Annotated in this window: 22 protein-coding genes and 1 pseudogene; 8 read left to right on the forward strand and 15 right to left on the reverse strand. The window is 66.3% G+C overall.

Going from position 1 to position 24,691, the window contains the following annotated elements; all coding sequences use genetic code 11:
- The first annotated feature begins 1 nt into the window (after position 1).
- Entirely contained in the window at positions 2-946 is a 945-nt protein-coding gene (locus tag ACVIJ6_RS10525; protein ID WP_456772657.1) for an MBL fold metallo-hydrolase, read from the forward strand.
- Positions 947-1,029: 83 nt separating this feature from the next.
- Here the strand turns inward: ACVIJ6_RS10525 and ACVIJ6_RS10530 are convergent, their stop codons facing one another.
- Positions 1,030-2,439 carry a flavin monoamine oxidase family protein gene (locus tag ACVIJ6_RS10530; protein WP_456772658.1) on the reverse strand — a complete coding sequence of 470 codons (1,410 nt, stop codon included), beginning with the start codon at positions 2,437-2,439 and terminating at the stop codon, positions 1,030-1,032.
- 191 nt (positions 2,440-2,630) lie between these two features.
- On the opposite strand from ACVIJ6_RS10530, the gene ACVIJ6_RS10535 reads away from it, so the two are divergent.
- Positions 2,631-3,608, forward strand: coding sequence for a YiiX/YebB-like N1pC/P60 family cysteine hydrolase (locus tag ACVIJ6_RS10535; protein WP_456772659.1), 978 nt, complete (start codon positions 2,631-2,633; stop codon positions 3,606-3,608).
- 159 nt (positions 3,609-3,767) lie between these two features.
- On the opposite strand, the gene ACVIJ6_RS10540 is transcribed toward ACVIJ6_RS10535, so the two are convergent.
- Positions 3,768-4,043, reverse strand: coding sequence for a metal-sensitive transcriptional regulator (locus ACVIJ6_RS10540; RefSeq protein WP_456772660.1), 276 nt, complete (start codon positions 4,041-4,043; stop codon positions 3,768-3,770).
- A gap of 272 nt (positions 4,044-4,315) precedes the next feature.
- On the opposite strand from ACVIJ6_RS10540, the gene ACVIJ6_RS10545 reads away from it, so the two are divergent.
- Entirely contained in the window at positions 4,316-6,781 is a 2,466-nt protein-coding gene (locus tag ACVIJ6_RS10545; RefSeq protein ID WP_456772661.1) for a heavy metal translocating P-type ATPase, read from the forward strand.
- Between the two features lie 106 nt (positions 6,782-6,887).
- Here ACVIJ6_RS10545 and ACVIJ6_RS10550 read toward each other — a convergent pair whose 3' ends face one another.
- A complete protein-coding gene (locus tag ACVIJ6_RS10550) occupies positions 6,888-8,045 on the reverse strand; it encodes an IS481 family transposase (RefSeq protein WP_456771077.1) in 1,158 nt (385 codons plus the stop codon).
- 212 nt (positions 8,046-8,257) lie between these two features.
- Here ACVIJ6_RS10550 and ACVIJ6_RS10555 point away from each other — a divergent pair, with 212 nt between their 5' ends.
- Positions 8,258-9,010: a sulfate transporter family protein gene (locus tag ACVIJ6_RS10555; RefSeq protein ID WP_456772662.1), complete on the forward strand. Its 753-nt coding sequence runs from the start codon at positions 8,258-8,260 to the stop codon at positions 9,008-9,010.
- On the opposite strand, the pseudogene ACVIJ6_RS10560 reads toward ACVIJ6_RS10555, so the two are convergent.
- From ACVIJ6_RS10560 to nth, 4 genes and pseudogenes are all read right to left on the reverse strand, one after another.
- A pseudogene (locus ACVIJ6_RS10560) lies at positions 8,948-10,569 on the reverse strand (DHA2 family efflux MFS transporter permease subunit). The gene ACVIJ6_RS10555 and the pseudogene ACVIJ6_RS10560 overlap by 63 nt on opposite strands.
- Positions 10,566-11,072, reverse strand: coding sequence for an isoprenylcysteine carboxyl methyltransferase family protein (locus ACVIJ6_RS10565; protein WP_456772663.1), 507 nt, complete (start codon positions 11,070-11,072; stop codon positions 10,566-10,568). The pseudogene ACVIJ6_RS10560 and the gene ACVIJ6_RS10565 overlap by 4 nt, the downstream one beginning before the upstream one ends.
- The gene (locus ACVIJ6_RS10570) at positions 11,069-12,121 is read right to left on the reverse strand and encodes a type III polyketide synthase (protein WP_456772664.1); all 1,053 of its coding nucleotides are present in this window, start codon (positions 12,119-12,121) and stop codon (positions 11,069-11,071) included. The genes ACVIJ6_RS10565 and ACVIJ6_RS10570 overlap by 4 nt, the downstream gene beginning before the upstream one ends.
- 210 nt (positions 12,122-12,331) lie before the next feature.
- A complete protein-coding gene (gene nth / locus ACVIJ6_RS10575) occupies positions 12,332-13,177 on the reverse strand; it encodes an endonuclease III (RefSeq protein ID WP_456772665.1) in 846 nt (281 codons plus the stop codon).
- A 22-nt stretch (positions 13,178-13,199) separates the two neighbouring features.
- On the opposite strand from nth, the gene ACVIJ6_RS10580 reads away from it, so the two are divergent.
- Together ACVIJ6_RS10580 and ACVIJ6_RS10585 are read left to right on the forward strand one after the other, a co-directional pair.
- Positions 13,200-13,727 carry a DUF2244 domain-containing protein gene (locus ACVIJ6_RS10580; protein WP_456772666.1) on the forward strand — a complete coding sequence of 176 codons (528 nt, stop codon included), beginning with the start codon at positions 13,200-13,202 and terminating at the stop codon, positions 13,725-13,727.
- A 281-nt stretch (positions 13,728-14,008) separates the two neighbouring features.
- Complete coding sequence (locus tag ACVIJ6_RS10585; RefSeq protein WP_456772667.1) at positions 14,009-14,908, forward strand: methylated-DNA--[protein]-cysteine S-methyltransferase; 900 nt, start codon at positions 14,009-14,011, stop codon at positions 14,906-14,908.
- A 138-nt stretch (positions 14,909-15,046) separates the two neighbouring features.
- On the opposite strand, the gene ACVIJ6_RS10590 is transcribed toward ACVIJ6_RS10585, so the two are convergent.
- The 8 genes from ACVIJ6_RS10590 to dnaK form a co-directional block, all read right to left on the reverse strand.
- Positions 15,047-15,670, reverse strand: a complete 624-nt coding sequence (locus tag ACVIJ6_RS10590) for a 2,3-bisphosphoglycerate-dependent phosphoglycerate mutase (protein ID WP_250172964.1) — start codon at positions 15,668-15,670, stop codon at positions 15,047-15,049.
- 24 nt (positions 15,671-15,694) lie between these two features.
- Positions 15,695-16,513: a 4-hydroxy-tetrahydrodipicolinate reductase gene (gene dapB / locus ACVIJ6_RS10595; protein WP_456772668.1), complete on the reverse strand. Its 819-nt coding sequence runs from the start codon at positions 16,511-16,513 to the stop codon at positions 15,695-15,697.
- Between the two features lie 93 nt (positions 16,514-16,606).
- Positions 16,607-16,909: a DUF1330 domain-containing protein gene (locus ACVIJ6_RS10600; protein ID WP_456772669.1), complete on the reverse strand. Its 303-nt coding sequence runs from the start codon at positions 16,907-16,909 to the stop codon at positions 16,607-16,609.
- A 33-nt stretch (positions 16,910-16,942) separates the two neighbouring features.
- Positions 16,943-17,674, reverse strand: coding sequence for an orotidine-5'-phosphate decarboxylase (gene pyrF, locus ACVIJ6_RS10605; protein WP_456772670.1), 732 nt, complete (start codon positions 17,672-17,674; stop codon positions 16,943-16,945).
- 6 nt (positions 17,675-17,680) lie between these two features.
- A complete protein-coding gene (locus ACVIJ6_RS10610) occupies positions 17,681-18,259 on the reverse strand; it encodes an NADPH-dependent FMN reductase (protein WP_456772671.1) in 579 nt (192 codons plus the stop codon).
- Positions 18,260-18,304: 45 nt separating this feature from the next.
- Positions 18,305-18,907, reverse strand: coding sequence for a class I SAM-dependent methyltransferase (locus tag ACVIJ6_RS10615; RefSeq protein ID WP_012040548.1), 603 nt, complete (start codon positions 18,905-18,907; stop codon positions 18,305-18,307).
- 213 nt (positions 18,908-19,120) lie between these two features.
- Positions 19,121-20,248 (reverse strand): molecular chaperone DnaJ, encoded by a 1,128-nt coding sequence (gene dnaJ / locus ACVIJ6_RS10620; RefSeq protein WP_012040547.1) that lies wholly within the window; start codon positions 20,246-20,248, stop codon positions 19,121-19,123.
- 142 nt (positions 20,249-20,390) lie between these two features.
- Positions 20,391-22,286: a molecular chaperone DnaK gene (gene dnaK, locus ACVIJ6_RS10625; RefSeq protein ID WP_012040546.1), complete on the reverse strand. Its 1,896-nt coding sequence runs from the start codon at positions 22,284-22,286 to the stop codon at positions 20,391-20,393.
- A 493-nt stretch (positions 22,287-22,779) separates the two neighbouring features.
- On the opposite strand from dnaK, the gene ACVIJ6_RS10630 reads away from it, so the two are divergent.
- Together ACVIJ6_RS10630 and pncA are read left to right on the forward strand one after the other, a co-directional pair.
- Positions 22,780-23,715, forward strand: coding sequence for a hypothetical protein (locus tag ACVIJ6_RS10630; RefSeq protein ID WP_456772672.1), 936 nt, complete (start codon positions 22,780-22,782; stop codon positions 23,713-23,715).
- A gap of 167 nt (positions 23,716-23,882) precedes the next feature.
- A complete protein-coding gene (pncA, locus tag ACVIJ6_RS10635; RefSeq protein WP_456772673.1) occupies positions 23,883-24,596 on the forward strand; it encodes a bifunctional nicotinamidase/pyrazinamidase in 714 nt (237 codons plus the stop codon).
- Positions 24,597-24,691 lie beyond the last annotated feature (95 nt).

Here is a 24,691-nt window from a genome sequence, read left to right on the forward strand (position 1 = left end):
CATGATCAATCGCCGCACGATGCTGTCGCTCGCCATGGGTACGGCCGGAGCCGTGGCGACGCGCTCCGTCTTCGCGCAGGGTGCGAGGACCGGCACCCGCATCGTCTTCCTCGGCACCAAGGGTGGACCACGCGTCGGAATCGGCGCGTCAAATCCGGCCAATCTCGTCGTGGTCAACGGCACGCCGTTCGTGATCGATTGCGGCATGGGCATCAGCCGCCAGCTCGTCAATGCCGGCGTGCCGATCCCGTCGGTGAAGTACATCCTGATCAGTCACCACCACTCCGATCACAATCTCGAATACGGCAACTTGTTCTACAATGCCTGGGCGGCAGGTCTGTCGACGCCGATCCAGTCGTTCGGGCCGAAAGGCCTGGAGGCCATGACCCGGAGCTTCTGGGAAACCAACAAGTTCGACGTCGACACCCGGATCGACGACGAAGGCCGCCCGGATCCGCGGCCGCTGCTGATCGCCAGGGACATCGATGCGGATGGCGTCGTGGTGAAGACCGCGGATGTGACGGTGACGGCGTTCCGCACGCCGCATCCGCCGATCACCGACAATTTCGCCTACAAATTCGAGACACCTGACGGCACCATCGTGTTCTCCAGCGACACCGCCTACAACCCGAAGCTCGCCGAGTTCGCGAGGGGCGCCGACGTGCTCGTGCACGAGTGCCTCTACGTCCCAGCCGTTGATCGTCTGGTGATCAAGACCAAGAACGGCGCGACCTTGAAGAAACATCTGCTGGAGAGCCACACGACCACGGAGGACGTCGGACGCATCGCCGCCGCCGCTGGTGTCAAGGCGCTGGTGCTCAGCCATTTCGTCCCTGGCGACGATCCCGAAGTGACCGACGAGGATTGGACACGCGACGTGAAGAAGAACTACTCCGGCCGCATCGTCGTCGCGAAGGACCTGATGGAGCTGAAGCTGCCGGTGTAGGCGTTGACGCGCTCTTCGGTAAATGGCCAGGCCAGCTTCACGAGACGCGTAGCCAGTTTGTAGCTTGGCGCGCCGCTCCGACGTCAATCCTCGGGCGAGGCCGAGCGCAGCTTGCGGCGACGGCCGCGCTGGCGTTCGCTCGCCTGTTCCGGCTCAGGATCCTTCAGCGCACCGATCCGGCGCAACGCCGCTTCGGCGGCGCGCTCGCCGGAGTCCCAGGCGCCATCGACCGTGCCCCACAGCGTCTCATGCGTGGCCTCGCCGGCGAGAAAGAGCGGGCCGAGCGGCTCTGCGAGGATCTTGCGGGCCCCCTGGCTGCCGGGCGCCGCAGCCGACATCGCGCCGAGCACGCCGGACACCTGGTTCCAGCGCGTGGCCACCGTCGACTTCACGGCCGCGGCGGCTTCGCTGCCGAACAGCTTGCCGATCCAGTCTTTGGCGAAGGCGGCCATCGCCGCCTCGCCCTGAGCTGACAGGTCACGGCCGAACGCCCCGGCAACGTCGATGGTGCACAGCGACGACCCGCCGATATTGGCGAGCAGCAGGCCGGTCCGGTTCGAGTTGCTCTGCTCGATGATCACCTCGTCGCGGGAGAGGCCGAGCGGATTTCCCGTGAGCATCAGCGCGATGTGATCCATGCTGCCGAGGCTGAGCTTCGCGGCGGCGTCGAGCTGTCGCTTCGGCACCTCCGGCGCGAATTTGATCGCACCGGATGCCAGCACGTTGGTCGACACTGTGAGAATGACCGCGCGCGTGGCGATGCGGCCTGCCGGTGTTTCCACCGCGACGTCGCGGTTGCCCCACACGATGCGGGTCGCCGGAGTCGACAACGACACCGGCAGCGCCTCGCCGAGCTTGCTGACCAGTGTGCCCAGGCCCTGGCGACAGGCCAGCGGCGCGCTACGGTCCTGGGCCCGCGCCTTGTCCATGGCGGAGAGATCAGCGAGATCCTTGCCGGTCGCGCTGGCGCCGAGAACGAAAGCAGTGGTGTTCGTCCAGTCGCCGAGATCCTTCGGCAACGCCGCGGCGCAAGAGGTGTCGAGCTTGCCGCGCGAAGCCTCGTCGATGGCGCGGTTGGCGCGCACCAGGCCGGCGAGAAACTGCTCGGTCTCGCCGGGCCGCGCATTGCGGCGGCCGACCCGGATCTTCTGGCCGACCGGCGCCGCCACCACGTCGAGCCCGACGCCGCGCGCGAGCTTGCCGATCGGGTTGCTGTCGGCGTTGAGCAGCCAGCGCGCGCCGCGGTCGAACGGGACGCCGAACGTCGCGAGATCCGTGCTGCAGCGGCCACCGATCTGCGAGGACGCCTCGATCAGGACGACCTTGCGGTTGGCCGCGACGATGCGGCGTGCGGCGGCGATGCCGGCCGCGCCGGCGCCGATCACGACAATGTCAGCTTCGCGCGGAACAGCAGCCCGCGCGCTGCGGCCGACCAGGGGCAATGCGGCCAGCGCCGTGGAAGCGGAGAGGAAGCCGCGGCGCGTGAAGCTCATGACATGGTTTCCGAAAGCTTGAACGAAATGAATTCACGTCAAGTTTTGCAGCATTCGCCGCGCTGCGGCAACAAGGATGGTAAACTGGCGGTTCTTGGCTACGCTTCGACTATGAACCAAATTGCAACCGCAATCGACCATCATGGGCGAAGGGAAGAAGCAGGCGGCCACTCAAGGTCGCGGGGAGCGTCATGGGTATCGTGCTCGATCAGATCGGCAAGCTGATTGCCGCCTATCTCCAGAAGGAGATACCGGGTTATGAGCCGTTCACGCCGAGCGATCCGGAGTACCTTCGCAAGGACATGCAGCCCGGCGACGTGCTGCTGGTCGAGGGCAACAGCCGCATCTCCGGCATCATCAAATACCTCACGCAATCGACCTGGTCGCATGCCGCGCTTTATGTCGGCCCCATCGACGGTGCCGTCGAGCCGGACGGCGAACCGCATGTGCTGGTGGAAGCCTATGTCGGCGACGGCGTGATCTCGGCGCCGCTGTCGAAATATTTCGATTATCACACCCGCGTCTGCCGGCCGGTCGGCCTCACGTTCGAGGACCGCCACACGGTCTGCCGCTATGCCATCAATCGCATCGGCTTCGGCTACGACACCAAGAACATCGTCGACCTGATGCGTTACCTGATCCCGATGCCGATCCCGCAACGCTGGCGGCGGCGCATGATCGCGCTGGGCTCGGGCGATCCGACCAAGATGATCTGCTCGGCGCTGATCGCGCAGGCCTTCGACGCAGTGCGTTATCCGATCCTGCCCAAGATCACGCGGGCGCCGTCCAGGCGGGCCAAGCGCGAGATCCTGCACATCCGCGATTCATCGCTGTACATGCCACGCGACTTCGACATCTCGCCCTATTTCGAGATCGTCAAGCCGACCATCGTCAACGGGTTCGACTACACGACGCTCCATTGGGCCGACAAGCAGAAGCCGCTCGCGGAGGTAGCGGGCGAGTTCGCCGTGTTTCCAGGAGCCGTCCAGGCGCCGCCGCTCGTTCCTGAAGCGGCTGACCAAGAAGCGGCGGAGCCGGTTGCGGCTCAGGAAGTGACGATCGAGAAGCTCGGTGAGCGGCTCGTGATCAACGAGCATTTTCTCGTCGCCGAGCCGGTGCGAACGACGGCGCCGCGGGCGGCCGCGCGACGGCGCAAGGCCGCCGTATGAGTTCGCGCTGAGACGGATGGGGGCAGCCACGCCCACCGACCGTGCAGGAGAGCTCCCCTCACCTGGATGGCATCTGACGATGCCATCCGACCTCTCCCCGCCAGCGGGGCGAGGTGAACCGAGGTCGTGGCTCGCAGCCCTATCAATCAACTGAGACCGTCAGCGGTCCGATCGGCAGATCACGTCCATCAACTCCGCGATCTTCTGGCGCTGATCCGCTCTGTCACCCGAGGCAATCGCGTGCTCGACGCAGTGCGCGACATGATCGCGCAGGATCTCCTCCTCGACGCGGCGCAACGCCGCGCGCACGGCGGAGATCTGGGTCACGATGTCGATGCAGTAGCGGTTGTCCTCGACCATCTTCGACAGGCCCCTGACCTGCCCTTCGATCCGGCTCAAACGTTTCTGACAGGATGTCTTGATGTCCTCGCGCATGAGTTCTATATACCCCTACAGGGTATAGGTTTCAAGAGGCTGGGCTGATGTCGGAAACCGAACACGGGCAAGCTGTCGCAGCAGGTCAATCCGCTGGATGCGGCTGCGGACCGCGCGCAAGCACGGTCGAAACCAGACAGAGCGAGACGGCTGCCGAGGCGTGTTGCAGCGATCGTGCCGGTTCGGCCGCCGAGAGCGATGCGGGCGGCTGCTGTGGCGGTCATGACCACACGACGCCGCTGCCCGCCAAGGTGAAAGATCCGGTCTGCGGCATGTCGGTTGATCCGGCGACGTCGAAGCACCGCTTCGAACACCAGGGCCAGACCTTTCATTTCTGCTCGGCCGGCTGCCGCACCAAATTTGCCGCCGATCCCGCAAAATATCTCGCGCCCGTTGCGACTGCCGGGTCGTGCTGCGATGGCCACGATCACCATGCGCATCAGCCCGACGCGGCCAAAGCCATCGATCCCGTCTGCGGCATGAGCGTCGATCCCGCGACCTCGAAGCATCGCTTCGATCATCAAGGCCACACCTTCCATTTCTGCTCTGCCGGCTGCCGCAGCAAATTTTCCGCCGATCCTACGAAGTACCTGGACAGACGCGAGCCGCCGCCGGACATGCCGGCGGGCACGATCTACACCTGCCCGATGCATCCGGAGATCCGCCAGGAAGGCCCGGGCACCTGCCCGATCTGCGGCATGGCGCTGGAGCCGGATGTCATCAGCCTCGACGATGCGCCCAATCCCGAGCTCGCCGACATGACGAAGCGGTTCTGGATCGGCGCGGTGCTCGCTGCCCCTGTGGTGGTGCTCGAGATGGGCGGTCACATCGTCGGCGGCCACGGCCTGATCGATCCCGTGCTGTCGAACTGGATCCAGTTCGCGCTGGCGACGCCGGTGGTGCTGTGGGCCGGCTGGCCGTTCTTCGTGCGTGGCTGGCAATCGGTCCGGACCCGCAATCTCAACATGTTCACGCTGATCGCGATGGGGACATCGGTCGCCTATGGCTACAGCGTGATCGCCACGCTGGCGCCGCAGGCCTTTCCGCCGGCGTTCCGCGGCCATGGCGGCGCGGTGGCGGCGTATTTCGAAGCCGCCTCCGTCATCACCATCCTCGTGCTGCTGGGCCAATTGCTGGAATTGCGCGCGCGCGAGGCGACGTCGGGCGCGATCAAGGCGCTGTTGCAGCTGGCGCCGAAGACGGCGCGACGGCTCGATGCTGACGGCAACGATCATGAGGTAGAGATCGCCGCGCTCGCGGTCGGCGACCGGCTGCGCGTGCGTCCGGGCGAGAAGGTGCCGGTCGACGGCATCATCCTCGAAGGCCGTTCCTCGCTCGATGAGTCGCTGGTAACAGGCGAGTCGATGCCGGTCACCAGGGACCAGGGCGAGCGCGTGATCGCCGGCACGCTGAACCAGACCGGCAGCTTCGTGATGCGCGCCAACAAGGTCGGCCGCGAGACCCTGCTGTCGCAGATCGTGCAGATGGTCGCCGACGCGCAGCGCTCGCGCGCGCCGATCCAGCGCCTCGCCGACCAGGTCGCGGGCTGGTTCGTGCCGACCGTGATCGCGGCGGCCATCGCGGCGTTCGTCGCGTGGTACGCCTTCGGTCCCGAGCCGCGCTTCGCTTTCGGCCTTGTCGCCGCCGTCAGCGTGCTGATCATCGCCTGCCCCTGTGCGCTGGGCCTGGCGACGCCGATGTCGATCATGGTCGGCGTCGGCCGTGGCGCCCAGGCCGGCGTGCTGATCAAGAGCGCCGAGGCGCTGGAGCGCATGGAGAAGGTCGACACGCTGGTCGTCGACAAGACCGGCACGCTGACCGAGGGCAAGCCGAAGGTGACGGCGATCGTCACCGCTGATGGCATCGACGAGACAGAGGCGCTGCGCCTCGCCGCCAGCGTCGAGCGCGCCAGCGAGCATCCGCTCGCCGAGGCGATTGTCCGTCACGCCGCCGAGCGCAACGTCAGGCTCGCCGAGGTGAAGAACTTCGACGCGCCGACCGGCAAGGGCGCGCGCGGCGAGGTCGACGGCAAATCGGTGGTGCTCGGCAACGCGACCTATCTGGCCTCGCTCGGCATCATCACCGACACGCTCGGCGTCGAGAGCAAGCGGCTGCGCAGCGAGGGCGCCACCGTCATCACGATGGCCGTCGACGGCAAGCCGGCCGCGCTGTTCGCGATCGCCGATCCGGTGAAGGCCTCGACGCCCGAGGCGCTGAAGGCGCTCGCCGCCGACGGCATCAAGGTGATCATGCTGACCGGCGACAACCGCACCACGGCGACTGCGGTCGCGCGAAAAATCGGCATCACCGAGGTCGAGGCCGAGGTGCTGCCCGAGCAGAAGAGCGCCGTGGTCGCGCGGCTGCGCGCCAGCGGCAAGGTGGTGGCGATGGCCGGCGACGGCGTCAACGATGCACCGGCGCTCGCCGCGGCCGATGTCGGCATCGCCATGGGCACCGGCACCGACGTGGCGATGGAGAGCGCCGGCATCACGCTGCTGCAGGGCGATCTCGGCGGCATCGCGCGGGCGCGCAAACTGTCGGCGGCGGTCATGCGCAACATCCGCCAGAACCTGTTCTTCGCCTTCATCTACAACGCCGCGGGCATTCCGATCGCCGCCGGCATTCTCTATCCGGTGTTCGGCATCCTGCTGTCGCCGATCATCGCCGCAGCCGCCATGTCGCTGTCGTCGGTGAGCGTGGTCGGCAACGCGCTGCGGCTGCGGGCGACGAAGCTCTGAGGCGACGTACAGTCGATCCTCCGTCATTGCGAGCGCAGCGAAGCAATCCAGGGTGTCGGGGCGGGACTCTGGATTGCTTCGCTGCTGTTCAGACCGGGGACATAGCTTACACCTGTTCGGAGACATAGTTGACACTTTTCGGGCAGCGCAAATCGATCGCTGCGATCTGATGCGCGGCAAAGAAAATTCCGAATTTTCCGTCGGAACTGAGCGGACGAATAGCGAGCCGCTCACCGCGAAAGGCTTGCGGGACTTTCCAGAGCCGTCCCTTGAAACTGACATAGGCCTTGGTGGTGGATACCGAACGGACGATCTCGCCATCGTCGTATTCCACCGTCGGAAGGCGATCCAGCATCGTGCGCTGGCTGGGTCGATAGCGGCTTGCGGGCACATCGAAGTCCAACGCCTCGTGCGGCCGGTCGAGATTGTAGACGGCCCGCCAGTCGTCGAACGCCCGCTGGACGTCGATCAGGTCGCGATAGCGCTTGAGGGCAAAGACCTCGGCCTTCAAGGTGCGGTGGAAGCGTTCGTTCTTGCCCCGGCTCTGAGGATGGTAGGGCCGGCTGTGGATCGTTCGGACGCCGAGCTTCAGAAGCCACACCGTCAGCGTGGTCCAGGGGTCTTCAAGGGTGAAGCCCCAGGGGCCGCCATTGTCGACGAACATCGCATCCGGCAGTCCGTAGCGGCGGAACGTCGTCTCCAAATGGCCTTGTACCGTAGAGCCTCGTTCGTTGTCACAGGCGGCCAGGCACAAGGAGAAGCGCGAGTGGTCGTCCAACGCCGTCAGCGGATGACAGGACACGCCGTTCTCCAGCGCGCTGTGCCCCTTGAAGTCCATCTGCCAAAGCTGATTGGGCGCATCCTTCTCGAAGCGCGTGTAGGGCTGCCCGGGCGTGCCTGCAGGCTCGCTCACGCGATCGTAACGGCGCAGGATGGAGTGCACGGTGGATATCGCCGGGACAGCTTGCCCATCGCGCTCGAGACGACGTGCGAGCTTGCGCGCGCCCCAGGCCGGGTGAGCATCGCGCAGCGCGACAATCTGCTGCTCAGTCGCAGCCGCCGTGCGCTCCGGACTCCGATGCGGCCGCCGCGATCGGTCCGCCAGCGTCGTATCGCCAGCATCATCCCGCTGGATCCACTTGTAGCCGGTCTGGGGGCTGATGCCGAACTGCCGACACAGCTGCCGCCGGTTTACTCCCTCCTGCTTGGCAAGCATCACAAACTCTCGTCGCTGATCCATGACAGACACCTCTCGCCACGGCATCGCTCGCCCCCTTGTTTGACGAATCGAGCCGATTTTGACGTGTCAACCATGTCCCCGAACACCCGTCAGCCATGTCCCCGGGCTAAACACTGCGCTCGCAATGACGATGGAAGCATTTTTGGCGCAGTTGCGAGCGGTGGGGATGCCGGGCTTGCCGAAGCCCGCTGGCATGTCTACGTCTCTCGCGTGTCTGACAGAGAGGTTCCACCGCCATGATCGATGCCGCCGTCAAGGCGATTTCGCAGATTCTGTCGCCGCCGATGCGCTCGATCCTGTGGCGCTCGATCGGCTTGGCGCTGGTGCTGGTCACGGTGCTGGCGATCGGGCTGCAGCGGCTGTTGAGCTGGCTCGCCACCGCCGGCGAGGGCTGGGCCGAATCCATGCTCGGCCCGAACTCCCATGGGACGCTGGAGGTGCTGACCTGGATCATCTCGATCGCGGCCGGCTTCGGCGTGGTGTTCGGCGGCATCATGCTGATGCCTGCAATCACCTCGCTGATCGCGAGCCTCTTTGTCGATGACGTTGCCGATCTGGTCGAGCGCGAGCACTATCCGGCCGAGCGCCCGGGCGTCGCGCTGCCGTTCGGCGTCGCCATCATCGAAGGCCTGAAGGCGGCGGGCCTCACGATCCTGGTCTATCTGGTCGCCCTGCCGTTCGTGTTCCTGGCCGGCGCCGGCTTCGTGATCTTCTTTCTCGCCACCGCCTGGCTGCTCGGCCGCGAATATTTCGAGCTCGCCGCGATGCGCTTCCGCTCCCCCGCGGAGGCCAAGGCGATGCGGCGCGACAATGCCGTCACCGTATTCACAGCGGGCCTGATCATCGCTGCCTTTGTGACCATCCCGATCGTGAACCTGGCGACGCCGCTGTTCGGCATGGCCTTCATGGTCCACCTGCACAAGCGCCTATCCGGACCGCGGCCCGAGCTGATCGAGCCGTCGCCGGAGCGCCGGCTGCGCAGCCTCTAGGGCCAGCCGCCGCGGCGCCGGGCTCTCGGTCCTGTTGCGGGCAAAGGGAATGAGAATGAAGCCGAGCAGCGCGACGCCGGCCAGCAGCGCCCAGGCCTCGTTGACGCACAGCGCCAGCGAGGCCTTCTCCACCAGCGGTCTGACATAGGCGATCGCGGCCTCCTCGGAGACGCCGCGCGGCCGGTTGCGCAACAGCTCCGGCGCCAATCCGATCGCCTTGGCGGCCGTGGTGTCGCCGGCCATCAGCCGGTCACGCAACGCCTGGGCATGCAGCCCGACGCGGCCATAGATGATGGTGTCGATCAGCGCGATGCCGATCGCTCCGCCGAGATTGCGCATCAGGTTGAACAGGCCGCTGGCGTCGGCGACCTCGGCCTGCGGCAGATCGCCGAGCGCGATCCGCGTCGGCGGCAACAGGCAGAACATGATGCCGACGCCGCGCACCACCTGCGGCCAGAACATCTCCTGATAGTCCGCACTGGCAGGCTGGAACGCGCTGGCGGCAAGACCGGCGCTGAACAGCGCGAAGCCGAACGAGGTCAGCAGCCGGGCATCGACCTTGCCGTCCAGCGCGGTCACCAGCGGCGCCGCGATCAGTTGCGCCACGCCGGTCACCAGCATGATCTTGCCGATCTCGAACGCATCGTGCTGGCGCACGAAGGCGAGGAACACCGGCATCAGATAGACCGAGCCGAACAGGCCGATGCCGAGACAGAAGCTCGACAGGCAGCCGAGCGTGAACGAGCGGCGCTGAAAGCTGCCGAGCCGCAGGATCGGATGCGGCGAGGCCAGCAGCCGCTGGATCAGCAGGGTCAGACAGGACCCGCTCAGCACCAGCAGCGCGATGCAATTCGACGAGAGCCAGCCGCCCTTGGGGGCCTCCTTCAGTCCGAGTTCAAGGCTCGCCAGGGACACCGCGAGCAGCATCAGCGCCAGCAGGTCGAGCTTGTCGAGCTCGACGAGATTCATCCGCTGCTTCGGCAGCAAGCTCGGCGTCATCAAGGCGGCGATGATGCCCGGCACGATGTTGATCAGGAACAGCCAGGGCCACGACCAGGTGTTGGTGATGAAGCCGCCGACGACAGGGCCGATGGTCGGCGCGAGCACGGCGACCACACCGCCGATCGTGGTTGCGACCGCATGCAGCCGCGCCGGAAACAGCAGGAACACCGCCGAGAACACGACCGGGATCAACAGGCCGCCGAAGAAGCCCTGCAGCACGCGGAACGCCAGCAGCATGTGGAAGCTGCCGCTCATCGCGCAGCCGAGCGAGGCCGCCGTGAAGATGCTGACGGCGCCGACGAACAGCCAGCGCAGGCTGAAGACGCGGAGGTGAGCAGGCCGGTCAGCGGAATGGCGATGATCTCGGCGATCAGATACGCGGTCTGGACCCAGCTCATCGCGTCCGGCGTGATGCCGAGCGCCTCCTGGATCGTCGGCAGCGAGGTCGCCACCACCTGGATGTCCAGGATCGCCATGAACATGCCGACGCACATCAGGATGAAGCCGAGCCAGATGGCGAGGCCTGGTGTCTCCTGCGGCGTCGCCGGTGCGCTCATGCGGTCTGGCTGCGGCTGATGCCCGACAGCGCCTCCGATTCGGCGCGGATGCGGATGACGAGGACGGCCGCATTCAGGCCGGAGAAGATCAGCGCGATCAGCGGCAGATGCAGCGCCAGCGGCAGCAAGGCGATTTCCGCGGCGACCACCAGATAGTTCGGATGGGAGATGTAGCGATAGGGTCCATCCGTCACCAGCGGCGCGCCGGGCAGGATGATGATGCGGGTCGTCCAGCGCGGGCCGAGCGTCGCCAGCACCCACCAGCGCAGCCCCTGCAGCAGCACGAAACCCGACAGCAGCCAGGGATCGACCTCCTGGTCGGTGCCGAGCAGCCACAGCGACACCAGCCAGGCCGTATGCATCGTGATCATCAGCGGATAATGATCCGCGCCGACCTCGACCGCGCCCATGGCGCGGAGCCGGCGTGTGTTATGGCGGGCGAGCACGAGCTCGCCGAGCCGTTGCATCGTGACGAGCGCGAGGATGAAGGCTGCAAAGGTCATGCGGCGTGCCTCAGTGAAACGCAGCTTGCGGTGAAGCCAGGTCCGAGCGCCGTCAGCACCGAGCGCGGCGGCAGCCCGCGGGCGCGGGCACGTTCCAGCACGAACAGCACCGTCGGCGCCGACATGTTACCATAGTCGGCGATGATCTCGCGTTCATGATCCAGCGTGCCCTGGCCGAGCGACAGCGCGCGCTCCAGCGCCGTGATCACCTTGGCACCGCCAGGATGGCAGACGAAGCGGTCGACGTCCGACGAAGCGAGCTTCATGCCGCCGAGGATCTCGTTGACCGCAGGGCCCATATTCTCGGTGACGAAGTCCGGAATCGTGCGCTGGAAGATCACGCCAAAGCCTTCCGGATCGACGCTCCAGCCCATGATGTCGAGCGTGTCCGGCCACAGCTTCTCACCGGTCGCCTCGACACGCGTCGCGCCGCCGTCGCCCGCGCGCAGGATCGCGGCCGCAGCGCCATCGCCGAACAGGCTGAGCGCGACGATGTTGGCTTTCGTCAGCTCATCGTGGCGCACTGCGAGGGTGCACAATTCGAAGGTCACAAACAGCACGTTGGTGCCGGGCCGCGCCTGCGCCAGCCGCGCCGCGATCGACAGGCCCGACACGCCGCCGGCGCAGCCGAGCCCGAACACCGGCACGCGCGAGACGTCGGAGCGGAAGCCCATGCGGCCGGCGACGCGCGCCTCCAGCGTCGGCGTGGCGATGCCGGTCGAGCTCACGCTGACGATGGTGTCGATCTCGTCAGCCTTGAGATCGGCCTGCGCCAGGGCCTTGGTCGTCGCGTCAATGAACAGCGCCTCGGCGCCTTGGAGATAGGCTTCCGTGCGCTCCGGCCAGCCGCGCCGCTCCATGTACCATTCGATCGGCTTGACGCCGTAACGCTGCCGGATGCCGGTGTTGGCGAACAGGCTCGCCATCGTCTCGAACTGCGGGAAGCGCGGCGACAGCACCACGCGCGCCGCCTCCGTCACCTCGTTCTGGCGGAACTGATGCGGCGGCACCGCGGTCGCAAGCGACATGAGGGCGGCGGTATGGTCCATGCGTCTGATCCTTCCCACGTCCCGGCGCAGCAAAAGTCCGAGAACGCGGGAATCCTCACGCGCCACTCACATCGCCCGGATAACGGGTTTCATCTTATGTCCAATGCGGGCGCCGATGTGGCCCGGCCATGGTGAGACGGCGTCGCCGCGTGACGCAATAGTGACTGTCAAACGCGTTCTCGCGTGCAACCGTTCGTCACGCATAACGTATCAGGCGGTCTTCTCGGGCCAGCGGCAGAGGTCCTTGATCAGGCAGAGCTCGCAGCGCGGCTTGCGCGCCAGACACGTGTAGCGGCCGTGCAAGATCAACCAGTGATGGGCGTGCAGCATGAACTCCGCCGGAATCACCTGCTCCAGCCCGAGCTCGACCTCGAGCGGGGTCTTGCCGGGTGCCAGGCCGGTGCGGTTGCCGACCCGGAACACATGGGTGTCGACCGCCATCGTGTGCTCGCCGAACGCCATGTTCAACACGACATTCGCGGTCTTGCGGCCGGCGCCGGGCAGCGACTCCAGCTCGGCGCGGGTGCGCGGCACCTCGCCGCCGAACTCGCTGATCAGCTTCTCCGACAGCGCGATCACGTTCTTGGCCTTGGTGCGGTAGAGGCCGATGGTCTTGATGTAGTCGCGCAACTGCTCCTCGCCGAGCGCGATCATCTTCTGCGGCGTGTCGGCGACCTGAAACAGCGCCCGGGTCGCCTTGTTGACGCCGGCATCGGTCGCCTGCGCCGAGAGCACCACGGCGACCAGCAAGGTGTAGGGGTTGAGATGCTCGAGCTCGCCCTTCGGCTCCGGGTTGGACGCCGCGAAGCGGCTGAAGGCCTCGCGGATCTCGGCCGGCGTCCACGGCTTGGCCGCCTTCAACGCTTTGTTAACCGCTCGGGCGGGGGTGGCCTTCGCGGCGTTGTTCGCAGCCTTGGTCCGCGCTTTGGCGGACTTTTTGGCGGCTGCCTTGGACGCCGTCTTGGCCGCGGCCTTCAAAGCAGTCTTGGCGGCCTTCTTGGCGGGGCTGCGAACCGGCGCCGGCTTGGCGCGTTGGGGGCGGGTGATTTTGGCCATGATCCGGGTATACTGAGGCCCCATGATGCCAGGCAATGCTTTTGCGTCTCAGGAGACTAGCAGCGCGGATCCGGAGCTGTTCGCGGCACGGCTGACGCCGCACCGGTCGCTGAACCGCACCGGCTTCGTGGTGCTGATGGTCGTGGTCTGCGCGATCAGCTTCATCGGCGGCGTCGCCTCGCTGCTGATGGGCGCCTGGCCGGTGTTCGGCTTCTTCGGCCTGGACGCGCTCGCGATCTACTGGGCCTTCAAGGTCAATTTCCGCCGCGCCCGCGCCTATGAGGAGGTCTCGATCACCCTGACCGAGCTGCGCCTGCGCCGCGTCAGCCACAAGGGCCACGTCATGGAGTGGCGCTTCAACCCGCTCTGGGTGCGGCTCGACCAGGTCAGCCACGAGGAGTTCGGCATCGAGAACCTCTACCTCGTCGCCCGCGGCCAGCGAGTCGCCATCGCGAGCTTCCTGGGCCCGGAGGAAAAGGCGAGCTTCGCGAAGGCGCTGACGGCCGGGCTGCAGGCGGCCAAGCGGGGGCCGGTGTATAATCCGCTGTAAGACGATCCTGTTTCGAGGGAACGCGCCCACAGCCCCGAGCTCCGTTCACCTCTCCCCTCCGGGGAGAGGTCGGCGCGCAGCGCCGGGTGAGGGGGTCTCTCCACACGACCACTCCCACCTGAGCCCCTCACCCGGATGGCATCTGACGATGCCGTCCACCTCTCCCTCCGGGAGAGGTGGACGGAGATCGCTGCGCCAGCGGGGGCCGCCCGCGTCAGCCTATGGCCTCCCGATCAGAAATCGGGTGGAGTCCCCTCCCCGGCGGCCTTACATCCGAGCCCATGATGACCCTCGCCATTCACGATTCCGCCCTGGCCAAGCCGGGCCCGCACCAATCGGCTGACCTGCGCGACTATGATGCGGTGCGCCGCGCGATCGCCTTCATCTCCGAGCACTGGCGCCGGCAGCCGGCCATCGAGGACATGGCCGACGCCGCCAGCCTGACCCCGGACGAGCTGCACCATTTGTTCCGGCGCTGGGCCGGGCTGACGCCGAAGGCGTTCATGCAGGCGCTGACGCTCGACCACGCCAAGGGCCTGTTGAAGGGCTCGGCCAGCGTGCTCGACGCCGCGCTCGACTCCGGCCTGTCAGGCCCTGGCCGCCTGCACGACCTGTTCGTCACCCATGAAGCGATGTCGCCCGGCGAATGGAAGACCGGCGGCGCCGGCACCACGCTCCGCTACGGCTTCCACCCCTGCCCGTTCGGCATGGCGCTGGTGATGGCGACCTCGCGCGGCCTTGCCGGCCTCGCCTTCGCCGACCCCGGCGACGAGGCCTCCGCACTCTCAGACATGAAGAGCCGCTGGCCCCGCGCCACCTATATCGAGGACGTCCCGGGCACCGCCGCCCTCGCCCAGCGCATCTTCGACAAGACCCTCTGGCGCCCCGACCAACCCTTGCGCGTCGTCCTGATCGGCACCGATTTCGAAGTCCGCGTCTGGGAGACCCTGCTCAAGATCCCGATGGGCCGCGCCGTCTGCTACTCGGACATCGCGACACGGCTGGAGGCACCAAAAGCCTCCCGCGCCGTCGGCGCGGCTGTGGGCAAGAACCCGATCTCGTTCGTCGTGCCGTGCCACCGCGCGCTGGGCAAGTCAGGCGCGCTGACCGGCTATCACTGGGGTCTGACGCGGAAGCAGGCCATGATCGGCTGGGAGGCGGGTCAGGTCGGGCTGGGGTAGGACCTCAGCACCAAACGCCATGGCCGGGCTTGACCCGGCCATCCACGTTTCCTGGAAGCTATCAGTTGAGGGGGATGGATGCCCGGGTCGAGCCCGGGCATGACGAGCTAATTAGCTCGCTCGAGCCAGCGTGTTCGATCAGCCCGCCAGGTCCAGCTTCGACTCCACCGTCGAATCCGCCTTCAGCCGGTAGATGATCGGCACGCCAGTGGCGAGTTCGCGCTTCAGGATGCCTTCGGGCGTGAGCTTCTCCAGCACCATGATCAAGGCGCGGAGCGAGTTGCCGTGGGCGGCGACCAGAGTGCGCTGGCCGCGGAGGACGCCGGGGAGGATCTCCTGGACGTAATAAGGCAGCGCGCGGGCCAGCGTGTCCTTGAGGCTTTCGCCGCCGGGCGGCGGGACGTCGTAGGAGCGGCGCCAGACATGGACCTGCTCCTCGCCCCATTTGGCGCGGGCGTCGTCCTTGTTGAGGCCGGAGAGATCGCCATAATCGCGCTCGTTGAGCGCGAGATTCCGGCTGGTCGGCAGGCCGGGCTGGCCGAGCTCATCCAGGATCAGCTTCAGCGTGTGCTGGGCGCGGGTCAGCTCGGAGGTGAAGGCGACATCGAAGGTCAGGCCTTGGGCCTTGAGCTTGCGGCCGGCCTCCTTGGCTTCGCTGACGCCCTGCTCGGTCAGGTCCGGATCCTTCCAGCCCGTGAACAGGTTCTTCAAATTCCATTCGCTCTGGCCGTGGCGCACCAGCACCAGGAGACGTTCGCTCATTGCTCACTGATCCACTTGGTTTGATTAGAACAGGTCCTTGAGGCCGAGCACATCGTCCATCGTGTAGTAGCCCGGCGGCTTGCCATGCGCCCACAGCGCCGCCTTCAGTGCGCCATGGGCGAAGATCATGCGGTCCTCGGCCTGGTGCGACAGCACCAGCCGCTCCGAGGGACCGGCGAAGATGACGCTGTGATCGCCGGCCGCGGTGCCGCCGCGCAGCGAGGCGAAGCCGATGTCGCCAGAGCGGCGCTCGCCGGTGATGCCGTCGCGGCCACGCGCGGAATGCTGATCGAGCGCGATGCCGCGGCCCTCGGCGGCGGCGCGGCCGAGCATCAGCGCGGTGCCGGAGGGCGCATCGACCTTGTGCTTGTGATGCATCTCGAGGATCTCGATGTCGAAGCCGGCATCGAGCGATTTCGCGACCTGCTTGACCAGCGCCGACAGCAGATTGACGCCGAGGCTCATATTGCCGGACTGCACGACGATGGCGCGCTTGGTGACGCTCTTGATCACGGCATCGTCGGAAGCCGACAGGCCGGTGGTGCCGATGACATGGGCAAGGCCGCGCTCGGCGGCGATGGCGACATTGGCGATGGTCGCCGCCGGCACGGTGAAGTCGAGGATGCCGTCGGCCTCGGCCGACATGGTCCAGAGGTCGCCCGACAGCTTGATGCCGTTGGCGGGCAGGCCGGCGAGCACGCCGGCATCCTTGCCGATCAGCTCCGAGCCCGGGGCTTCGAGCGCGCCCGCCAGCACCGCGCCGTCGCTGTCAGCGATCGCACGCACCAGCGCGCGACCCATGCGGCCGCCGGCCCCGGCAACGATCAAGCGCATCTTCGACATGTCAGTTCCTCCGCCGGGTCAGGGCTATAGCCGGGGCTGACAGCGCGGGCAACCGAGCCAGGCGCGGAGCAGCCCTAGCTCCCGCGCAACAGATCAGGGCTGCGGGCCGTCATAGCCCTCGATGATGACCAGATCGCCTTCCGAGTGCGGCGATCGCATTGCGACCAGGCGCTGGTATTCCGGTGAATTGTAGCACGCGAGCGCGGTCTCATAGTCCTTGAACTCGATCACGACGTTGCGCGACCGCGAGGTGCCTTCCTTGGTCTCGTACTGGCCGCCGCGGACCAGGAACCTGGCACCGTACTGATGGAACACCGCGCCGTTCTGCGCGACGTATTGCTTGTAGCCATCCATGTTGTGCACGTCGATCCGCGCGATCCAATAGGCCTTGGCCATCCCTGTCGTCTCCTTGTTATGAGGCGGTCCTGCTTAGGTTCGATTGGTCTTGCCGACCAGCGCGAGGGCGCTGGCGATGTCGGCGACGATGCTTTCGGCGGCGGCCGCCGGGTCGGCCGCGCCGGTCACCGGACGGCCGACGACGAGACGATCGGCCCCCCCGGCGATGGCCAGCGCCGGCGTCATGATGCGCTTCTGATCGCCAACGTCTGATCCCGCCGGGCGAATCCCGGGGGTCACGAGCTGCATGTCGGGGCCCACCAGCGGGCGCACCAGCTGGGTCTCCTCAGGCGACAGGATCAGGCCGTGGATGCCGATCTGCTTGGCCTGCACCGCGCGCCGGGCGACCAGCTCCTTGACGCCCATCGCGTAGCCGGCCGCCGCGAGGTCGGCGTCGTCATAGGAGGTCATCACGGTGACGGCGAGCAGCTCGAGGCTGGAGCCGGCGGCGCCGGTGAGCGCGGCGGTCATGCTCTGCGAAAAGCCGTGCACGGTGAGGAAGCGGGCGCCGAGCCGGGCGATCTGGCGGGTGGCGCGTTCGACGGTGTTCGGGATGTCGTGCAGCTTGAGATCCATGAACACCTGCTTGCCGCCGGCCGCGAGGCGTTCGGCGAGCCCGAGGCCACCGGCATAGGTCAGCTCCATGCCGATCTTGTAGAACGTCACGGCCTCGCCGAGCCTGGCGATCATGGCTTCGGCCTCCGCCACACCCGGCAGGTCGAGCGCCACGATCAGACGGTCGCGCGGAGCAATCTCGGTCGGCATGTCACCTCACATCGTATGTTGCGCAAAATCGATCAGCTGCCGCACCAGCGCATCGAGCGCGGCGATGTCGGCCGGCAACCGGAGCCGATCCATGTCGTTGTAGGCCTTGTCGGCGAAGGCCAGCGCGAGCTGGCTCGGGATCACCTGTGCTTCGCAGGCGGTCAGCATCAGCCGCAACGCGGCGAGCGCACGGACACCACCAAAGCGGTTTTCGGAAGCCGCGGCGATCGCGAATGGGCGGGTGCGGAACACCCGGCCACGGGCTTCCGACGGCTCCTCCACGCGCGACAGCCAGGCGATGGCATTGCTGAGCAGCGGCGGCACCGAGGCGTTGTATTCGGGGGTCACCAGCAGCACGCCGTGATGGGCCGCGATCATGCGCTTCAGATTGACTGCCTCGCGCGGCACGCCCGATCTCGCCTCCTGGTCGGCGTCGTAGATCGGCAGCGGGAAATCGGCCAGCGAGATACGCGTGACGTCAACGCCGGCCTGCACGAACTGATAGGCGGCGACGGCGGCGAGCTTGACATTGTGCGAGCCGGCTCGCGTCGAGCCGGGGATGATCAGGATTTTCAGGGCGGACATCGTGCGGCCGGACGGCGACCCGCCACGATGAGCCGCGGCTGCCGGTCAGGGCTTGCGATACACCCAGACGCGCGCGGGCGGAAGGTTCATCCAGATCCGCTCGGAGGCTTCGGTCGTGACACCCGGCAGCGACTTCGGGATCGGCGGCACCACCGAATAGGTGAACTGCACGAACGGTGCGTTGGGCGCCATCGCTGCGAACGCATCGCGCACCAGCTTCATGCGGGTCAGCATCGGCTTGGTGACCAGCGGCAATCCGGAGACGACGGCCGAAGCCGGCATGCCCAGAACGTTCCAGAGCGTGTCGCGAAGCCGGTAGGCATCGCCCTGAACGACCTTGGCCTGCGGATAGCGGTCGCGCAGCAGCGCACAGAAGCCCGGATTATATTCGACCAGAACAAGCCGCTTTTGGTCGATGCCGTGCTGAACCAGCGCATTGGTGATCGCGCCCGTGCCCGGCCCGAGTTCGATGACCGGTCCGGTGCCATGAGGATCGACATATTGCGCCATGGTGCGGGCCAGCAGCCGACCCGACGGCATGACGGCACCCATGTGCAGCGGCTTTTCGATCCATGAGCGGAGGAATCGCACCTCATCGTCGAGACGAAGAGGTTTTTTCGACGCACGCACGGACGTTTGCAGGGGCATCTCAGTACCGGACGGGACCGTTTTCACGGCGATGTCAGAAAAGAGTCACAAAGACGTATAGGTCGCAGGCGGGGCGGTCAAGCCGAACCGTAACGCACGATTAAGGCTCGCGCTCCGCCCTCTTACAGATGCATTCGATAATTTTCTGCATGTGCAGAGCAGCAAAGTCACACGACGCCCGCGCGCAAGCGCGGCGTCGCGTGAGGGCATGCCTCAGCTCGCCGCCTTGCCGAAGAAATCCTTGACCTTGGTGAAGAAGCCGGCGGCCTCAGGCTGGGTTGCGCCGGACGACAGCTTCTCGAACTCGGCCAGCAGCTCCTGCTGCTTCTTGGTCAGGTTCTGCGGCGTCTCCACGACGATCTGGACATACATGTCGCCGGTCTGGCGTGAGCGCAGCACAGGCATGCCCTTGGACGCGATCCGGAACCGGCGCCCGGATTGCGCACCGGCGGGAATCTTGACCTTGGTCTTGCCCTTGTCGATCGTCGGCACCTCGAACTCGCCGCCGAGCGCCGCGGTCACCATCGAGATCGGCACCCGGCAATGCAGGTCGGCGCCATCGCGCTGGAAGAATTCGTGCTGGGACAGCGACAGGAAGATGTAGAGGTCGCCGGGCGGCCCACCGCGCAAGCCCGCCTCGCCCTCGCCGGCGAGACGGATTCGAGTGCCGTCCTCGACGCCCTGCGGAATGTTGACCGACAGTGTGCGATCACGCGTGACCCGGCCGGAGCCGGAGCATGACGGGCAGGGATCCTCGATCATCTGGCCGCGGCCGTGACAGCCGGGACAGGTGCGCTCCAGCGTGAAGAAGCCCTGCGCCTGCCGCACGCGGCCGGCGCCGCCGCACATCGCGCAGGTCTTCGGCTTGGTGCCGGCCTTGGCGCCGGTGCCGGAACAGGACTCGCAGGTCACCGAGACCGGAATCTCGATCTGGGCCGTCTTGCCCTGGAAGGCCTCTTCGAGGGTGATCTCCATGTTGTAGCGGAGATCGGCGCCGCGCTCGCGACCGGTGCCGCCGCGGCGCTGTCCGGCCATGCCGAAAAGGTCTTCAAAAATATCGGAGAACGAGGACGCAAAGCCGGCGCCGAAGCCGTGCGGGCCACCGGCGCCCTGCTCGAACGCGGCATGGCCATAGCGGTCGTAGGCGGCGCGCTTGTCGGCGTCGCGCAACACCTCATAGGCCTCGTTGATTTCCTTGAATTTGACTTCACTGGAGGCATCGCCCGGATTCTTGTCCGGATGCCATTTCATGGCCAGCTTGCGGAAGGCGGCCTTGAGCTTGGTCTCGTCGGCGTCGCGTTCGACTTCCAGGGTCTCGTAATAGCAGCGCTTGGTGGACATCAATCAAACCCGCCCGAACATGGTCAGACCTGAACGGCTCGCGCGATCGCCGCGCGCCAGTTCAATGAAAATGACCCCCATCCAACGAGACGCAGGCTGCGCTCTTTGGCGTGGGGGTCATGGCTGTCGCCTCTACCGTCGTTTAAGCAGATTTCTTCTTGTCGTCGTCGACCTCGGTGAACTCCGCGTCGACAACGTCATCCTTGGCGGCATCGCGGGCCGCGTCGCTCTCGGCCTGCTGCTTGTACATGGCCTCGCCGAGCTTCATCGACGCCTGGGCCAAGGTGTTGGTCTTGGCCTTGATGGCCTCGGCATCGTCGCCCTTCAGCGCTTCCTTCAGATCGCTGACAGCGTCCTCGATGGCGCGGCGCTCGGTGTCAGCGACCTTCGAGCCATGCTCGGCCAGTGCCTTCTCCGTGGAGTGCACCAGCGCGTCGGCATGGTTCTTGGCGTCGACTGCCTCGCGGCGTTTCTTGTCCGCCGCGGCATTCGCCTCGGCGTCCTTGACCATCTTGTCGATGTCGGCCTCCGACAGACCGCCCGAGGCCTGGATGCGGATCTGCTGCTCCTTGCCGGTGGCCTTGTCCTTGGCCGAGACGTTGACGATGCCGTTGGCGTCGATGTCGAAAGTCACCTCGATCTGCGGCATGCCGCGCGGCGCCGGCGGAATGCCCATCAGGTCGAACTGACCGAGCATCTTGTTGTCGGCCGCCATTTCGCGCTCACCCTGGAAGACCCGGATGGTGACCGCGTTCTGATTGTCCTCGGCGGTCGAGAACACCTGGCTCTTCTTGGTCGGGATCGTGGTGTTGCGGTCGATGATGCGCGTGAACACGCCGCCCAAGGTCTCGATGCCCAGCGACAGCGGGGTCACGTCGAGCAGCAGCACGTCCTTGACGTCGCCCTGCAGCACGCCAGCCTGGATCGCCGCACCGATCGCCACCACCTCGTCGGGGTTGACGCCCTTGTGCGGCTCCTTCCCGAAGAACTGCTTCACCATCTCCTGGATCTTCGGCATGCGGGTCATGCCGCCGACCAGCACCACTTCGCCGATCTCTCCGGCGGTCAGGCCGGCATCCTTCAGCGCCTTGCGGCACGGCTCGATGGTCTTCTCGACGAGGTCGGCCACCAGCGCCTCGAACTTAGCGCGGGTCAGCTTCATCGTCAGATGCTTCGGACCGGACTGGTCCGCGGTGATGAAGGGCAGGTTGATCTCGGTCTGCGTGGTCGACGACAGCTCGATCTTCGCCTTCTCGGCAGCTTCCTTCAGGCGCTGCAGAGCGAGCTTGTCGTTGCGCAGGTTGATGCCCTGCTCCTTCTGGAATTCGTCGGCGAGGTAGCTGACCAGACGCATGTCGAAGTCTTCACCGCCGAGGAAGGTGTCGCCATTGGTCGACTTCACCTCGAACACGCCGTCGCCGATCTCGAGGATCGAGACGTCGAAGGTGCCGCCGCCGAGGTCGTACACGGCAATCGTACCGGCCTTGGTCTTGTCGAGGCCGTAGGCCAGCGCCGCCGCGGTCGGCTCGTTGATGATGCGCAACACCTCGAGGCCCGCGATCTTGCCGGCATCCTTGGTGGCCTGGCGCTGGGCGTCATTGAAATAAGCGGGGACGGTGATGACGGCCTGATCGACCTTCTGGCCGAGATGGGCTTCCGCGGTCTCCTTCATCTTCTGCAGGATGAAGGCGGAGACCTGCGAGGGCGAATAGGTCTTGCCGTCGGCCTCGACCCAGGCGTCGCCGTTGCCGGCCTTGACGATCTTGTAGGGGACGAGCTTCTTGTCCTTCTCGACCATCGGGTCGTCGTAGCGGCGCCCGATCAGGCGCTTGACCGCGAAGAAGGTCCGCTCGGGGTTGGTCACGGCCTGGCGCTTGGCCGGCTGACCGACCAGACGTTCGCCGTCGTCACTGAACGCGACGATCGACGGCGTGGTGCGCATGCCCTCGGCATTCTCGATGACCTTCGACGATTTGCCGTCCATAACGGCCACGCACGAATTCGTGGTGCCGAGATCGATCCCGATGACCTTTCCCATGGTCTCATATCCTTCTTTTTGCGGCAGGTTGGGTGGGGCCCTGACGGCGCCCCCATCCAAAACCCCCTCAGATCAAATGCTCGCGATATTGCGACGATGAGCGTCATATAGGAGGGGGTGACTGACCCGCAAGGACCGGACAGGACCCTGGCACGCGGAAAAACCGCGGATTTTTGCGCGCTGCGCGAAAGCGCCGGCCGGCGGAGCCCAGCGGTATCTCAACCGGACCTTGGCATCGCGCCGCGCCCGTTTCCGAGCCTGATCCGCAGCGCCGCCGCAAAGGCGCCACATCAGCTGGCGCGGCGGCCGCGTCGAATCATCCTTAGCGAAGTCATAATCGGAGCGACGGTCGCCGGCACCGGAACTTCTGGTCGCAGCCAATCGGTCTGTTGCTGGCTTGGCAAACCCGCTAAAAGGCGTGCCGTCCTATGGCGACCGTACGGGGGCTGCGGCCGGCCGCATGCCCTGGGTTTGTGAACGAGGCTGCTTCTTCATGATGTTCTCCCGACTTCTCGCCGCGGCCGTCGTTTCGCTGTCGCTGCTCGGCCCCGTGTCGGCTGCGGACGCGATTTTTCCGCCGGGCGTCCGGATCGGACTTGCGCCCCTGGTCGGCCTCACCAAGGCCAAGACCTTCCCCGGCTTCGAGACCGAGGATCAGAGCGTCAAGGTGCTGCTGACCGAGCTGCCGGCAGCGGCCTATGGCGAGGTCAAGAATGCGTTCACGGCCAATCCCGGGGGTACCGGCAACATCAAGCCGGAAAGCATCGAGACCGCTGCAGGCACGGCCTACTACACAGTCGAGAACGGCCGCGACGGCGCCACCGCGGTGCGGCGCTACTCGATGATCCTGCCCGGCACCGGCTTCTCCGGCTATGTCGCGGTGCAGGTCCCGGAGACGGCGAGCAAGATCTACACGGATGACGCCGTGCGCCAGATGTTCGCCTCCGCCGTGGTCCGCAAGGACGTCCCGGTGGACGAGCAATTGTCGACCATGCCGTTCAAGGTGACCGAGCTCTCCGGCTTCAAGACGGTGCGGACGCTCGGACCGGGCGCGCTGCTCCTCGCCGACGGCGAAGAGGACAAGGGCATTGAAGCGGCGCCCTTCGTGGTGATCGGGCTCGTGGCCGGAGCAACACCGGAGGCCGGCGACCGGGGCCGTATCGCGCAGCAGGCCGCGACGACCATTCCCGGCGTTCGCGAAGCTCGCATCACGATGTCGGAGCCCATTCGGATCGACGGCCTGCCAGCCTATGAGACCCGCGTCGACGCCGTCAGCGGCAAGGACAACACGCCGGTCACCGTCGTTCAATGGTTGCGCTTCGGCGGCCCGAACACGCTGCGGATCATCGGCAGCGCTCCGCGAGACCAATGGTCAACAGCGTTCCCGCGCTTCCGCGCGGTGCGGGATGGCATCCAGCCGAGGGGCTGAGCGCGCCGCCCGGCCCTGATCGAATTGTTGCCAGCTCTGCCCGCAATCTGAGGTAACCTCGAGCCGGCGCACCAAGCGCCGATGCTTGCGCCTGATTTGCCATTGCGCGTTTCGCGCGGTCGAAGAGGACGGCGGTGGCATCAGCTCAATCAGGGGAGGGAGGTCATATGGACAGACGAGGGATTTTGGCCGGTCTCGGTGCCACGGCGCTGATGTCAGCGCTTCCCGCCCGCGGCTGGGCCGCGGCATCAATCAAGCCGGACGAGACATCGGCACTGCTCGTGATCGATGTGCAGAATTGTTTCCTGCCCGGCGGCAGCCTCGCCGTAAAGGACGGCGAGCAGGTTGTTCCGATCATCAACCGGATCGCGAAGGCCTTCAGCAATGTGGTTCTGACGCAGGACTGGCACACGCCGGCGCACGTCTCATTCGCCTCCAGCCACGCCGGAAAGAAGCCGTTCGAACTGGTCGACCTCGCTTATGGCAAGCAGGTGCTGTGGCCGGACCATTGCGTGCAAGGCACCGAGGGAGCGGCGCTGTCCAAGGATCTCGTGATTCCACAGGCCGAGCTCATCATCCGCAAGGGCTTTCACAATGAGGTCGACAGCTATTCGGCTTTCACCGAGGCCGATGGCAGGACCACCACGGGTCTCGCTGCCTATCTGCAGGCGCGTGGCATCGCCCGCGTCTTCGTTGCCGGACTGGCGACCGATTTCTGCGTCGCCTGGACCGCGCTCGATGCCCGCAAGGCAGGACTGGAAACCTATGTGGTCGAGGACGCCTGCCGCGGCATCGACACCCAGGGCTCGCTGGCCAAGGCATGGACCGACATGGCGGCGGCCGGCGTCAAGCGGATCAGATCCGAGGATATCGCGGCATAGTCCGGCGCGACGCGCCACAGCGAAAAACCAGCGCCACGGCTTAAAAAAGAGAAAGCCACGAGCTCACAGCCCGTGGCTTTCTGATTCGCTTGGAC

This window comes from Bradyrhizobium sp. USDA 4369, from assembly GCF_054056435.1.

Excerpts from the sequence above, each read along its gene's own strand:
- ACVIJ6_RS10610 (WP_456772671.1), bottom strand. The coding sequence starts at position 18,259 with ATGTCCGCCCTGAAAATCCTGATCATCCCCGGCTCGACGCGAGCCGGC.
- dnaK (WP_012040546.1), bottom strand. The coding sequence starts at position 22,286 with ATGGGAAAGGTCATCGGGATCGATCTCGGCACCACGAATTCGTGCGTG.
- ACVIJ6_RS10565 (WP_456772663.1), bottom strand. The coding sequence starts at position 11,072 with ATGACCTTTGCAGCCTTCATCCTCGCGCTCGTCACGATGCAACGGCTC.
- ACVIJ6_RS10545 (WP_456772661.1), top strand. The coding sequence starts at position 4,316 with ATGTCGGTTGATCCGGCGACGTCGAAGCACCGCTTCGAACACCAGGGC.
- ACVIJ6_RS10570 (WP_456772664.1), bottom strand. The coding sequence starts at position 12,121 with ATGGACCATACCGCCGCCCTCATGTCGCTTGCGACCGCGGTGCCGCCG.
- pncA (WP_456772673.1), top strand. The coding sequence starts at position 23,883 with ATGGACAGACGAGGGATTTTGGCCGGTCTCGGTGCCACGGCGCTGATG.
- ACVIJ6_RS10535 (WP_456772659.1), top strand. The coding sequence starts at position 2,631 with ATGGGTATCGTGCTCGATCAGATCGGCAAGCTGATTGCCGCCTATCTC.
- ACVIJ6_RS10585 (WP_456772667.1), top strand. The coding sequence starts at position 14,009 with ATGATGACCCTCGCCATTCACGATTCCGCCCTGGCCAAGCCGGGCCCG.
- dnaJ (WP_012040547.1), bottom strand. The coding sequence starts at position 20,248 with ATGTCCACCAAGCGCTGCTATTACGAGACCCTGGAAGTCGAACGCGAC.
- ACVIJ6_RS10615 (WP_012040548.1), bottom strand. The coding sequence starts at position 18,907 with ATGCCCCTGCAAACGTCCGTGCGTGCGTCGAAAAAACCTCTTCGTCTC.
- ACVIJ6_RS10630 (WP_456772672.1), top strand. The coding sequence starts at position 22,780 with ATGATGTTCTCCCGACTTCTCGCCGCGGCCGTCGTTTCGCTGTCGCTG.
- ACVIJ6_RS10530 (WP_456772658.1), bottom strand. The coding sequence starts at position 2,439 with ATGAGCTTCACGCGCCGCGGCTTCCTCTCCGCTTCCACGGCGCTGGCC.
- ACVIJ6_RS10580 (WP_456772666.1), top strand. The coding sequence starts at position 13,200 with ATGATGCCAGGCAATGCTTTTGCGTCTCAGGAGACTAGCAGCGCGGAT.
- ACVIJ6_RS10590 (WP_250172964.1), bottom strand. The coding sequence starts at position 15,670 with ATGAGCGAACGTCTCCTGGTGCTGGTGCGCCACGGCCAGAGCGAATGG.
- ACVIJ6_RS10540 (WP_456772660.1), bottom strand. The coding sequence starts at position 4,043 with ATGCGCGAGGACATCAAGACATCCTGTCAGAAACGTTTGAGCCGGATC.
- dapB (WP_456772668.1), bottom strand. The coding sequence starts at position 16,513 with ATGTCGAAGATGCGCTTGATCGTTGCCGGGGCCGGCGGCCGCATGGGT.
- pyrF (WP_456772670.1), bottom strand. The coding sequence starts at position 17,674 with ATGCCGACCGAGATTGCTCCGCGCGACCGTCTGATCGTGGCGCTCGAC.
- nth (WP_456772665.1), bottom strand. The coding sequence starts at position 13,177 with ATGGCCAAAATCACCCGCCCCCAACGCGCCAAGCCGGCGCCGGTTCGC.
- ACVIJ6_RS10525 (WP_456772657.1), top strand. The coding sequence starts at position 2 with ATGATCAATCGCCGCACGATGCTGTCGCTCGCCATGGGTACGGCCGGA.
- ACVIJ6_RS10550 (WP_456771077.1), bottom strand. The coding sequence starts at position 8,045 with ATGCCGTGGCGAGAGGTGTCTGTCATGGATCAGCGACGAGAGTTTGTG.
- ACVIJ6_RS10555 (WP_456772662.1), top strand. The coding sequence starts at position 8,258 with ATGATCGATGCCGCCGTCAAGGCGATTTCGCAGATTCTGTCGCCGCCG.
- ACVIJ6_RS10600 (WP_456772669.1), bottom strand. The coding sequence starts at position 16,909 with ATGGCCAAGGCCTATTGGATCGCGCGGATCGACGTGCACAACATGGAT.